The organism is Chitinimonas sp. BJB300 (genome assembly GCF_002735695.1).
Lineage (GTDB): Bacteria > Pseudomonadota > Gammaproteobacteria > Burkholderiales > Chitinimonadaceae > Chitinimonas.
On sequence record NZ_PDZH01000042.1, the window covers coordinates 24,189 to 36,560 of the forward strand.

The 12,372-nt window shown below is 51.8% G+C and carries 10 protein-coding genes; 3 read left to right on the plus strand and 7 right to left on the minus strand.

Features of this window, described 5'->3' with window-relative positions:
* Positions 1-12 precede the first annotated feature (12 nt).
* The 6 genes from CSQ89_RS09165 to rpmH form a co-directional block, all read right to left on the minus strand.
* A complete protein-coding gene (locus tag CSQ89_RS09165; protein WP_099405871.1) occupies positions 13-1,143 on the minus strand; it encodes a Re/Si-specific NAD(P)(+) transhydrogenase subunit alpha in 1,131 nt (376 codons plus the stop codon).
* A gap of 568 nt (positions 1,144-1,711) precedes the next feature.
* The gene (gene mnmE / locus CSQ89_RS09170) at positions 1,712-3,061 is read right to left on the minus strand and encodes a tRNA uridine-5-carboxymethylaminomethyl(34) synthesis GTPase MnmE (RefSeq protein WP_099405860.1); all 1,350 of its coding nucleotides are present in this window, start codon (positions 3,059-3,061) and stop codon (positions 1,712-1,714) included.
* A 325-nt stretch (positions 3,062-3,386) separates the two neighbouring features.
* On the minus strand, positions 3,387-5,048 hold the full coding sequence (gene yidC / locus CSQ89_RS09175) for a membrane protein insertase YidC (RefSeq protein WP_099405861.1): 1,662 nt from the start codon (positions 5,046-5,048) through the stop codon (positions 3,387-3,389).
* A gap of 22 nt (positions 5,049-5,070) precedes the next feature.
* Complete coding sequence (gene yidD, locus CSQ89_RS09180; protein ID WP_099405862.1) at positions 5,071-5,280, minus strand: membrane protein insertion efficiency factor YidD; 210 nt, start codon at positions 5,278-5,280, stop codon at positions 5,071-5,073.
* On the minus strand, positions 5,265-5,618 hold the full coding sequence (gene rnpA / locus CSQ89_RS09185; RefSeq protein ID WP_099405863.1) for a ribonuclease P protein component: 354 nt from the start codon (positions 5,616-5,618) through the stop codon (positions 5,265-5,267). Before rnpA ends, yidD begins: the two co-directional genes overlap by 16 nt.
* Positions 5,619-5,626: 8 nt before the next feature.
* Complete coding sequence (gene rpmH / locus CSQ89_RS09190; RefSeq protein WP_072426848.1) at positions 5,627-5,761, minus strand: 50S ribosomal protein L34; 135 nt, start codon at positions 5,759-5,761, stop codon at positions 5,627-5,629.
* Positions 5,762-6,025: 264 nt separating this feature from the next.
* Here rpmH and dnaA point away from each other — a divergent pair, with 264 nt between their 5' ends.
* From dnaA to gyrB, 3 genes are all read left to right on the plus strand, one after another.
* Entirely contained in the window at positions 6,026-7,420 is a 1,395-nt protein-coding gene (gene dnaA / locus CSQ89_RS09195) for a chromosomal replication initiator protein DnaA (RefSeq protein ID WP_099405864.1), read from the plus strand.
* Between the two features lie 204 nt (positions 7,421-7,624).
* Positions 7,625-8,731, plus strand: a complete 1,107-nt coding sequence (gene dnaN, locus CSQ89_RS09200) for a DNA polymerase III subunit beta (RefSeq protein ID WP_099405865.1) — start codon at positions 7,625-7,627, stop codon at positions 8,729-8,731.
* 131 nt (positions 8,732-8,862) lie between these two features.
* Positions 8,863-11,259: a DNA topoisomerase (ATP-hydrolyzing) subunit B gene (gene gyrB, locus CSQ89_RS09205; protein WP_099405866.1), complete on the plus strand. Its 2,397-nt coding sequence runs from the start codon at positions 8,863-8,865 to the stop codon at positions 11,257-11,259.
* Positions 11,260-11,555: 296 nt separating this feature from the next.
* On the opposite strand, the gene CSQ89_RS09210 is transcribed toward gyrB, so the two are convergent.
* Entirely contained in the window at positions 11,556-12,290 is a 735-nt protein-coding gene (locus CSQ89_RS09210; RefSeq protein ID WP_143747062.1) for an IS3 family transposase, read from the minus strand.
* Between the last annotated feature and the right edge of the window lie 82 nt (positions 12,291-12,372).

Below are 12,372 nucleotides of genomic sequence, written 5' to 3' on the forward strand. Positions count from 1 at the left end.
ACGCATTGTTGTTTAAGCCGATTTACCGAATAGCACTTGGCCGCCATGCGTCACCAAGCTGGCCGCGACGATGTCATCTTCGCGGTTCACGACATAGCCTTTTTCCATATCCAGAATCAGACCGGCGAAATTGAACAGGTTACGCGCATAGAGCGCCGAAGCATCCGCTGCAACCAAACCCGGTAGGTTGGCGTATCCCACCAGCTTCACCCCATTGTCCGTCGTCACCACTTCATTGAGTTGCGACAGTGGGCAGTTACCGCCGTTTTCCACAGCAAGGTCAATCAGCACGGCACCTGGCTTCATACCTGCCACGGTTTCCGGTTTGATCAACACGGGTGCCGGCCGGCCCGGAATCAGCGCTGTGGTAATGACTATGTCGGCGTTACGCGCATGCTTATCTACCAGCGCAGCCTGACGGGCCTTATAGTCATCCGACATTTCGCGTGCATAGCCACCTGCCGTCTCAGCCTGCTTTTTTTCCGCTTCGTTCAGCGGCACTTCCACAAACTTGCCACCTAACGATTCAACCTGTTCCTTGGCAGCAGGCCGTACATCAAAGGCTTCGACCACCGCCCCCAGTCGCTTAGCCGTAGCAATTGCCTGCAAGCCAGCCACACCTGCGCCCAGAATCAGCACACGCGCAGGCTTAACCGTGCCAGCGGCCGTCATCATCATGGGAAAAAAACGTGGGTAGAACTCCGTAGCCAAGAGCACAGCCTTGTAGCCTGCGATATTGGCTTGTGACGACAACACATCCATTGCCTGAGCGCGAGTAGTGCGCGGTACCAATTCCATCGCATAAATGTCGAGCTGCTTGGCGGCGTAGTCGGCTAATAACGCATTGCGATGCGGGTCGGTAAGGGCAATGACAGCAGCGCCCGACTTCAGTGCACCGATTTCCTCTGCGGCGGGTGAGCGTACCTTGAAGACAATATCGGCATCCTGCACCGTAGCGGCATAGTCGGCTGCAATGGCAGCACCAGCCTCGAAAAAAGCCGTATCAGGAATCGCCGAGGCGACGCCGGCACCGCTTTGCACGGTAACCACATGGCCCAGCGCTATGTACTTCTTTACTGTCTCGGGTGTAGCAGCCACGCGTGTCTCCCGCGTTGCCGACTCCTTAGGGATGGCAATTTTCATTTCAAACACCTCGCCTTGATTCATTTCCAAATCGAAGGCGGCAGAAACACCCACTCGCCTTGGATTTGGAAACGAAGCCCGCTATCGCGGGGTCGGAACACACGTGCTTGGGTACAAACAGCGCAGGGACAATCATGGTCGCCCCCGTCGAGTCTTGAAGATCGTGGAAGAACGATTGCAAGAGGCGAACCCCCAAGCACCTGTTCAAAAGCTCACAGCAAGCAGGACCCACAATGTACGTGGATACCTGTGTATTTCGAACGTTGTGACCCTCTGATCAAGGCTGTGCAATCGTTTTTACAACAACTTCGCGAGTGACGAACAGGCATGCAACACCCTATTAGCAACGAGTGTTTGAACCCAAAAGAGTTCGGCATTTCGCCACGGATAGTGGCGAGGTGAAGAAGTGCTGGCGGATAACCAACTCTGATTACTCGCTTGCTTGCTTGCATGGCAACAATGAATGCCAATTCAAACAAGCGTTTGAACGATAGCCCTATTCAAACATGCTTTCCCAACCTAGGGAAGCAAACCCCAGGGGCCTCATCGCTTCTTGCAACGGTTGTGGTTATTTTCCAATACAGAAGCGGCTAAATATCTCGCCCAACAAGTCATCAGCGCTGAACTCACCCGTAATGGATGCCAAATCGTTTTGTGCGATCCGCAGCTCTTCGGCAAACAGTTCAACCTGTTGCCAAACCAATGCCGCGGTATTCAAATGTTGGCCAGCCCTACGAATCGCATCAAGGTGGCGCTCTCGCGCCAGAAAAATGCCCGCATCACTCCCACCCCAGCCAACCATTTTCAGCAAGGTATGTTTCAACTCGTCGAGCCCCAGCCCCGCCTTGGCGGATAAACGCAATACAGCGTGGCCATCTTCCTCGGCATGGCCTACCGACTCCCCGGTCAAATCAACCTTATTGAATACATGCACGCGCGGTAATGTATCGGGCAAGCGGGCGAGAATTATTCGATCGTGTTCAGTTATTCCCTCGCGGCTATCGATCAGCAGCAACGCTAGATCAGCCTTTTGAACCGCCCCCCAGGTTCGTTCGATGCCGATTTTTTCTACCGTATCGTTAGTCTCACGTAGCCCAGCCGTATCAATGATATGCATGGGTACGCCATCAAGCTGAATGAGTTCACGTACCGTATCGCGCGTGGTGCCGGCAATATCTGTAACAATGGCAACCTCTTCTCCTGCTAGCGCATTCATCAAACTCGACTTACCCACATTGGGTTGGCCAATCAATACGACATGCATGCCTTCCCGTAGCAGGCTGCCCTGTTTGGCAGTACGCGCTACCCTGTCGAGTTGAGCGTGGATGCCCGCCAATTTCCCTCTGGCATCTGCTGCTTCAAGGAAATCGATGTCCTCCTCAGGAAAGTCCAGGGTAGCCTCGACCAACATTCGTAAATTGATCAACTGTTCTACCAGGGTATGAATCTCGGTAGAAAAAGCACCTGCCAATGACCGCAACGCAGACCGTGCTGCCGATTCGGAACCCGCATCAATCAGATCCGCCACGCTTTCGGCCTGGGCCAGATCAAGCTTGTCGTTTAAGAATGCACGGCGGGTAAACTCACCGGGCTCGGCTAAGCGAGTCCCCAATTCAAGGCAGCGTCGCAATAGCATCTGCATCACTACCGGGCCGCCATGGCCTTGGAGTTCCAATACATCTTCACCGGTAAAGGAGTGTGGACCAGGAAAGAAGATTGCCAACCCTTGGTCAATCAGTTCACCATCGCCAGCGCGAAAATCCACATAGTGCACATAGCGTGGTTTGAGCGGCTTACCCGCCAAAATCACAGCCAATTCGGTAAGGTTACTACCAGATATTCTGACTACACCTACCCCGCCGCGTCCGGGCGCAGTGGCAATAGCGGCAATGGTGTCTCGGTTAGGCAATTGGGTCATAGCAGTGGCCGGCAAAAAACATGAGGAAGAGGGATACGTGATAATCATCCCTTGGAACTAGTTCAAATCTTACTGCTCAGCCGTGATCAGATCTCATGTGCTGCTCGAAAGCCCCCGCAAGGGAGACGCCGAACCGCTAGGGTGCTTCGCACCAAGCAGTTCGCAACCTCATGTATCCACACGTACATTCCGGTTTTTGTGCTGCGCTTCACTTTGCTAACAGCCGCTCAAAACAGAACGTACAGATCCTTAGAAAAACCTTGAACCGGTCATATAAGAAAAAGCCCGGCAAAGCCGGGCTTTTTCAACTGATGGGAAGAACAACTTACCTGGCTTTCGCCTTGTCCTCACCCTCAATCATGCGAGTGATATACCACTGCTGACCGATGGAGAAGAGGTTATTCACCACCCAGTACAATACAAGACCAGCAGGGAAGAAAATGAACATCACCGACATCACGAGCGGCATGATCTTCATCATCTTATCTTGCATCGGATCAGCAGCTGGTGGATTCAGCAAGGTCTGCACATACATCGAGATAGCCATCAAGATGGGTAGTACATAGTAAGGGTCAGCAACAGACAAGTCGTGAATCCACAGTATCCACGGTGCCTGACGTAATTCCACCGCTGCCAGTAGCATCCAGTACAAGCCCATAAACACCGGAATCTGCACCAACACAGGTAAACACCCAGCAATCGGGTTGGCTTTTTCCTGCTTGTACATCTCCATCACTGCTTGCTGGAACTTCATCCGATCGTCGCCGTACTGTTCCTTCATCTTCTGCATGCGCGGAGCCAGCTTTTTCATCTTCGCCATAGAACGGTAGGATGCCGCCGACAAAGGATAGAAAGCGAGCTTGATCAGCAGCGTGAAGATGACAATGGCCCAGCCCCAATTACCCACAAGGGCATGGATCTTATCCAGCACCCAGAACATAGGCTTAGCCAAAACGGTGAAGATACCGTAGTCCTTGACCAAATCCAGGCCGGACGCGGCGGCTTCCAAAGCTCGTGTCTCTTGCGGGCCTGCATACAAAGGCACATCAACTACGCCTGTCGCGCCCGGCGCAATCGTCGGCACCTTGACAATGGCGCCTGCCGAATACAAATCACCGACACGCTCCACCACAAAACGGCAGTCCGTCGTACCGCAGGTATTGTTCAAGCCATTAGGCGACAACAACCATGCACTCGCAAAGTAATGCTGCAGCATGGCAATCCAGCCATCCTTGCCGCTCTTTGCATACTTAGGTTCACCTTTGTCGATATCCTTGAAGGCTACCTTTTGGAATTTGGTCTCGCCGGTATAAACAGCGGGTCCAGTAAATGTAGAGGCGCCAAGATGCCCACCACTACCTCTAGGCTCTTTGCCATCACGCATCAACCGGAAATAAGCCTCGACATCCAATGGTTCTTTACGACCATTGGTTACTTCATGCTTTACATCAATAACGTAGCTGCCACGCTTGAATGTGTAGATCTTTGCGACCTTTACACCATCGACTTCAGGCGCTTCCAGACGCAAGCTGACACTATTGAAACCGGGCTGCAGCACCATCAAGCTGTCTTTAGCCGTAAACAAGGTGCGATGCGTAGGCAGATTAGGCATGCCTGCTTTGATCAAGCCCGTTTGCGCTACATACACATGTTCCGGCCCTTCTTGAAACAACACGAAGGGGGTCTTGACATCTTCATGTTGGCCATGCTGCGTCAGCGTCAGCTTACGGAGATCCCCACCCATGGTGTCGATTTCAGCTTGCATCACATCCGTGTTGACCTTGATGCGTCCGCCGTTTTGCAATTTACCGGGGGCTTCTGTTACTGCAGGAGGTGTGGCCGCCGCCGTAACGGTGGTGACGCTACCTGGCTGACTGCTCAAAGATGGGGCAGCACCGGGGACTATTTTAGGCGCGAACCATTGTTGCCAACCAAATAGGATGGCAACAGACAGCACAACAAAAACAATAAGGCGTTTGGTATCCATGCGCGGAATTTCTCATCGGAGATCAGGGCACAGGATCGTGCCCGTGGCCACCCCAAGGGTGGCAGCGGCAAAGCCGGCGGATTGTAAGCCATCCGCCGCGCCTCGCGCCATGACAGCGCAGGGCGTCTATCGCGTACTGAGAACAGGTCGGCGTAAAGCGGCAGTTCGGACCAAGAAAGGGGCTAATTGCGTAACGGTAAAGCTGAACCAGTGCTATCAGGAGACGGGACATGTGGCGAAACGGGCAAACAGTTTCAGCAGGGCAGCTTGCGCTTGCGGGGCTTCGCTCCGATGGAACGAACGCTTTGCCCGCACCACCAAGTCCAACCCGACCAACGAAGCAGCTTCACGGCGGAAATGCTCTCGTACTGTGCGCTTAATGAAGTTGCGTCCCACAGCACGGCGTTCAACTTTCTTACCAACAACTAAGCCGAGTCTGGCTCGCCCCAGCTGATTAGGCAGAACCCAGACTTGGAAGAAAGCATTGGCTTGATTACGCCGTAAACTAAAAACGGATGAAAACTCATCCGTTTTTAACAGGCGTTGCTGCCTGGTGAAGCACTGCGACAATCGTCAGCTCAGACCGACAGGCTATGACGGCCCTTGGCGCGGCGTGCTGCCAGAACGGCGCGACCACCACGGGTACGGCTGCGCACCAAAAAGCCGTGGGTACGCTTGCGACGAATCACAGAGGGTTGATAAGTACGTTTCATGGCAATGCCCCTAAGGCGTGTCTTGTGAAGAAACGCGCAATTAGACGGAAAAAGCCTATATCTGTCAATGCCCTTATTTTGATTTGCCTGTGGATAAGCCTGGGGAAAGTGACTAAAATAGGCGGTCGATCAATGTAGCCAGCAGGCTTCTCAAGCTGCCAGCTCGCACGCACCGGCCGCGCACCTCGTTTGTACCATTAGAGGGTTAGCCGCGATATACGCCGTTCGCACAACACCGGCCGCGCCGCAAGATTCCAATACATGATGTCACCCGTCGAACAGTTTTGGCCGAGTTGCCTTGCTCGGTTCGCAGACGAATTGTCCGCTCAACAGTTCAACACCTGGATCAAGCCGCTTTCATTCTCGGTTGAGAGCGACGCTTTGGCGTTGTACGCGCCTAACCAGTTCTCTCTGCAATTTGTCCGCGATCGCTTTCTCGGCCGCATCGAAAAGTACGCTGATGAGTTCTTTGGGGAGTCAATGGCGATTGAGCTGCGTGTTAGCGAAAAACCGCGCACACCGCCGGTGTCCATTCGCTCGGACAACAACAGCCCCGTCAGTAACGGCAATGCGGTAGAAGTAGAGGCGCAACCTTCCGCAAGGCCAACACCTGCGCGTCAAATTGCGCCTGCCAATGAAACAACGCGACTGAATCCGTCGTTCACTTTCGACACATTGGTGACAGGTAAGGCCAACCAATTGGCACGGGCGGCAGCTATACAAATTGCTGAAAATCCTGGCACTGCCTACAACCCGCTGTTTGTCTATGGCGGCGTAGGTCTTGGTAAGACGCACTTGATCCAGGCTATCGGCAATTACATGCATCAGCACAATCCGCAAGCCAAAATCCGCTATATCCATGCGGAACGTTATGTGGCGGACGTCGTACGCGCCTATCAGCACAAAGCTTTCGATGAATTCAAGCGCTACTACCACTCGCTTGATCTCTTACTGATCGATGATATTCAGTTCTTCTCTGGCAAAAATCGCACACAAGAAGAATTTTTCTATGCCTTCAATGCTCTGATTGAAGGCCATCGCCAAGTAATCATCACGTCAGATCGCTACCCAAAAGAGATCGAGGGCATAGAAGATCGGCTGATTTCCCGTTTTGGCTGGGGCTTGACCGTCGCCATCGAACCGCCCGAACTTGAAATGCGGGTAGCGATTCTGCACAAGAAAGCCGAATCAGATGGGTTCAAGCTCGATTCAAGCGTGTCTTTCTTTATTGCTAAACACATTCGTTCGAATGTACGTGAGCTTGAGGGCGCATTGAAACGAGTACTGGCGTACTCACGTTTTACTGGCGAGCAGATCACCTTGGAGGTGGCCAAGGAAGCCCTGAAAGACATTTTGGCGTCGGGCAACAAGTTAATTTCTGTTGAGAACATCCAGAAAACCGTTGCTGATTTCTACAAAATCAAAATCTCGGATATGCATTCGAAGAAGCGGACCCGTGACATCGCCCGTCCGCGTCAAATTGCCATGGCTCTCGCCAAAGATCTGACACAAATGAGCCTTCCAGCCATTGGTGAGGCCTTTGGTGGCCGTGATCACACAACGGTGCTTCATGCCTGTAAAACCATTGCTTCGCTGAGACAAACAGATGCAACGATGAACCACGATTACAACGTTCTTGCGCAGATTTTGCGTAACTAGGAAGTTTGTACATAAAGCAGTAGAAAATGTGGGTAAGTCAGTTTTAAGCAGTGAGCAAAAAAAGGCACCACAAACGACTCACAGCGATAATGCAAAGATACGCACAGGGGAATTTTTAGGCAACGCCTTGAAGTAAAACGGGAAAATCAGTTTTCCACAGAAAACATCGACCTTTATTTATCTATCTTCAGGAACTACTTACTTATGTTGCTGATACAAGCAGATCGCGATTCTCTCCTCAAGCCGTTGACTATGGTTACCGGTATTGTTGAGCGTCGACATACTTTGCCAATCTTGTCCAATGTCTTGATTGCCAAACAAAACAGCCAACTCACCTTTTTGGCTACCGACCTGGAAATCCAGATCACGACTGACCACGCACACAGCGAAGGCGGCGATTTCCAACTGACAATTTCAGCCAAAAAATTTCAAGATATCCTGCGCGCTATTCCTGATGGCGCATCGGTCAGTCTTGACCAAGACGATAGCCGTCTAACCGTCAGAGCGGGCAAAAGCCGTTTCAATTTACAGACTTTGCCAGCTCAGGATTTTCCGAAATTAGCGATTGATACCAACGTAAAGAGCGTGATCAAGCTGCCACAAAGTCAGCTGAAGAACCTGATCAGCCGAGTACAATTTGCTATGGCGCATCAGGACATCCGTTACTATCTGAATGGTCTGTTCATGGTGACTGATGGCCATGAACTCAAACTGATCGCGACAGATGGGCATCGTTTGGCATATGTCGGCAGCAATATCGAAAACAGCGTTGAACGCAACGAAGTCATCCTGCCACGCAAAACCATCCTTGAGCTTTACAAGTTGCTGGCTGACATTGACGATGAAGTAACCATTGAAATTGGTCAGAATCAGGTCAAGTTCTCCTTCGGTAATATCGTGATTCACTCAAAAGTCGTCGATGGCAAGTTCCCGGATTACAATCGGGTTGTGCCAAGTGGTAACGACAAACTGGTACCGCTGAATCGGCTCCAGTTATTGGCGTCCTTACAGCGAGCCGCCATTTTGTCGAACGAGAAATTCCGGGGGGTGCGTTTAGTCCTTAGTGATGGCACACTGAAGATCATCTGTAACAACAGCGAGCAAGAAGAAGCGACTGAAGAGTTGGAAATTGCGTATCAAGGAGATCCACTTGATGTTGGCTTCAACATTGGCTATTTACTTGATGTGCTAACCAATCTGGACCATGAAGCACTTGTGTTCGCATTTGGTGACCATGCCACTAGCAGTACCTTGGTTACTGTGCCAGAAGAGCCCAATTTCAAATACGTTGTGATGCCAATGCGTATTTAGACGTCAAGGCAGCAAGACGGAGCCGGCCACATAATGGCCGGCTTTAGTATTTTTATCAGTACAGGGAAGTTGTTGTTTTCACAGGGTTTGTGAGGCTCAACGAAACCCAGATAGCACCAGGTGGATAAGCGATGAGCGATCAAGAATACGGCGCAGACAGTATCAAAATGTTGAAAGGCCTGGAGGCTGTACGTAAACGCCCAGGCATGTACATTGGTGATACGCAAGACGGCACTGGCTTGCACCATATGGTGTTCGAAGTGTTGGATAACGCCATCGATGAAGCATTGGCAGGTCATTGCAACGACATCAAGGTCATCATCCACCCAGATAACTCCATCTCCGTGGAAGATAACGGTCGTGGTATCCCCACTGCTATCAAGGAAGAAGACGAATTCAAACGCTCTGCTGCTGAAATCGTTATGACCGAGTTACACGCCGGCGGTAAATTCGACCAGAACAGCTACAAGGTATCAGGCGGCTTACATGGTGTAGGTGTGTCGGTAGTCAATGCGTTATCCGACTGGTTGCGTCTGACCGTTCGCCGGGATGGGAAAGTCCACAGTATGGAATTTCGCCGTGGTGACCGGGTAGAGCCGTTAAAAGTGGTGGGCAATACCGAACACCGTGGTACAGAAGTACATTTTTTGGCCTCAGTGGAAACTTTTGGTCTGGTTGAATTCCATTTCGATATTCTGGCCAAACGGATTCGTGAGCTCAGTTTCCTAAATAATGGTGTTGCGATCGTCTTGATCGACCGTCGTACGGGTAAAGAAGAGAACTTCAGCTACTCAGGTGGTGTGAAGGGCTTCGTCGAATACATGAACCGTAACAAGAATCCACTGCACTCTAAAATCTTCTACGCCTTGGGTGAAAAAGATGGAATGAGTGTTGAAGTGGCCATGCAGTGGAACGACTCCTACCAGGAATCGGTGCAATGTTTCACCAATAACATCCCTCAGCGTGATGGTGGCAGCCACCTGACAGCTTTACGCCAAGTGATGACACGTACGCTGAATGGCTATATCGAAAAAAGCGAGTTGGCCAAAAAGGCAAAGATTGAAACCGCTGGCGACGATATGCGTGAAGGCCTGACTTGCGTACTTAGCGTTAAGTTACCCGACCCAAAATTCAGCAGCCAAACCAAAGACAAATTGGTTTCCAGCGAGATTGGCCCTGTCGTTAACGAAGTGATAAGCCAAACGCTGAACGATTTCCTGCAAGAAAATCCTCTCGAAGCCAAAATCATTGTCGGTAAAATTGTTGAAGCCGCCCGCGCTCGTGATGCAGCACGTCGTGCACGTGAACTGACTCGCCGTAAGGGCGTGATGGATGGCTTAGGCTTGCCGGGCAAACTGGCCGACTGCCAGGAGAAGGACCCTGCGCTCTGCGAAATCTACATCGTTGAGGGTGATTCAGCTGGCGGTTCCGCCAAACAAGGACGCGATCGTAAATTTCAAGCCATTCTTCCCCTACGTGGCAAGGTGTTGAACGTAGAACGTGCAAGGTTCGACAAGCTGATTTCCAGCGAACAGATTGCCACGCTGATCACTGCTCTAGGCTGTGGTATAGGTAAAGACGACTTCGACCTCGCCAAACTGCGCTATCACCGCATCATCATCATGACGGATGCCGACGTAGATGGTGCCCACATCCGTACCTTGCTACTCACTTTCCTGTATCGGCAATTGCCCGAACTGGTTGAACGTGGATACATCTACATTGCACAACCTCCGCTTTACAAAGTGAAGCATGGCAAGAACGAGCAATACCAGAAAGACGACCAAGAACTGAACCAGTACCTGCTCAAGCTGGCTTTGAACGGTGCGCAGTTGTTGCCGCGAGAAGGTGTCGCCGTGATTGAAGGCGAAGCATTGGATGCTATTGCCCGCCAGTACTTGCTTGCACAGGCCGTAATCGAACGCGAAAAACGCTTGCTCGACCCAACGGTACTGTATGCGTTGCTCAAAGTGCCAGCACTGGATATGAGTAGCGAAGCCAAAGCACAACAATCAGCACAAGTGTTGATGACCGCCATGGCAGACCCAGCCTTTGTGTTGGAGCCCTACCATGATGACAAAAACGACGCATGGATTTTGCGCCTGCAAAAGACAGTGCACGGCAACATTGCCATCCAATATCTAGACCATGATTTTCTTCATTCAGGCGATTACCAGCAACTACGACGTACAGCTGATTTACTGAATGACTTGTTGGGCGAAGATGCGGCGGTGCGTCGTGGCGACAACCACAAAAAAGTCACCGAATTCGGCGAAGCGCTGGATTGGCTACTCAATGAAGTCCGCCGCAATATGACTGTACAGCGCTACAAAGGTCTGGGTGAAATGAACCCAAGTCAGTTGTGGGAAACAACCATGGACCCAACTGTACGCCGTCTCATGAAGGTACAAATCGAAGATGCCATGGCAGCAGATGACATTTTCACTACACTCATGGGCGACAACGTCGAACCACGAAGGGCGTTTATTGAGCAGAACGCGTTGATTGCGCGGAATATAGATGTGTAATTTTGAGGATTGTTGTTGTCGGGTGCCACGATTAGTTAAATCCGCGCCAAGTTAGCTAAAAGCTAGTGCCATAGTTAGTTACAAGAAGCACGCCTTATGTTGAAGGTAGCCGTGCTTCTTGGCCTTCTCGCCGGCACAGAGATGAAATGCGCTCTCCCGTAGCGTCCAGACCAGCTTCTCGATAGTGTTTGGGCTGGCGCGCTTACTGCCTAGAAGCGAACCTAGGATGAAGTGGGCATCTACAGCCAGGGCTAGTGGACTGATTTCGTGTAATGACCCAGCGAAACCTGCACAGGTTAAGCAGCTAATGTATACATCGCCGCAGGGGTTTTCATCTTCAGTGCCTGGTGCGGCCTTCTATGGTTGTAAAACTGTATCCAGTCCGCAATCACCCGGCTGGCATGCTGCAAGGTCTCGAACCGGTAGCGATGCACGCACTGTTCCTTCAGCGTCCGGATCACTCTCTCCACCATGCCGTTCTGCTGCGGGCAATGTGGGGTGATGAACTCCTGCCGCAAACCATAGCTACGCACCAAGGCGGTATACGCCCGGCTGGTGAAGACCAAACCATTGTCGCTGCGCAGCAAGAATGGCTGCGGTACACGACCCAAGGTACCGAAGCGGGCAATCAAGGCTTGCTCCAACGCATTGCTGGCAGTACTCGCTTTGCCACTCCTCGATAGATGCCAGCCCAGTAACTCCCGCATGTGGCAATCCATCACCAACGCCAATGTGGCCCAGCCATCTCGTCCAGCCCAAACACGGCATAGATCAGTCGACCAGCGCTCGTTGGGCGCCGTGGCAACAGAAGGTAGCGCCTGGATACGGGGACGAAAACCTATCGGCCGTTTCCGCACTTGCCAGCCCATCAATTGAAACACCCGCTGCACGGTGTTCTTGTTGAAACCCAGCAAATGCGCCACCGTGCGATAACCAAACGACGGGGATTCCTCGATCAGCGCTTTGATTGGTCCGGCGAAACGATCCTGAACCGCCCCGGGTTTTGAGGAGGCTTCTTGATCATAGAGAATAGTGCCATGAAGAAGACGACCCCCTTTTCCCCGGAAGTTCGCGAACGTGCGGTGCGTATGGTGCAGGAACATCGTGCCGATT

Excerpts from the sequence above, each read along its gene's own strand:
- CSQ89_RS09165 (WP_099405871.1), bottom strand. The coding sequence starts at position 1,143 with ATGAAAATTGCCATCCCTAAGGAGTCGGCAACGCGGGAGACACGCGTG.
- mnmE (WP_099405860.1), bottom strand. The coding sequence starts at position 3,061 with ATGACCCAATTGCCTAACCGAGACACCATTGCCGCTATTGCCACTGCG.
- yidC (WP_099405861.1), bottom strand. The coding sequence starts at position 5,048 with ATGGATACCAAACGCCTTATTGTTTTTGTTGTGCTGTCTGTTGCCATC.
- yidD (WP_099405862.1), bottom strand. The coding sequence starts at position 5,280 with ATGTCCCGTCTCCTGATAGCACTGGTTCAGCTTTACCGTTACGCAATT.
- rpmH (WP_072426848.1), bottom strand. The coding sequence starts at position 5,761 with ATGAAACGTACTTATCAACCCTCTGTGATTCGTCGCAAGCGTACCCAC.
- dnaA (WP_099405864.1), top strand. The coding sequence starts at position 6,026 with ATGTCACCCGTCGAACAGTTTTGGCCGAGTTGCCTTGCTCGGTTCGCA.
- dnaN (WP_099405865.1), top strand. The coding sequence starts at position 7,625 with ATGTTGCTGATACAAGCAGATCGCGATTCTCTCCTCAAGCCGTTGACT.
- gyrB (WP_099405866.1), top strand. The coding sequence starts at position 8,863 with ATGAGCGATCAAGAATACGGCGCAGACAGTATCAAAATGTTGAAAGGC.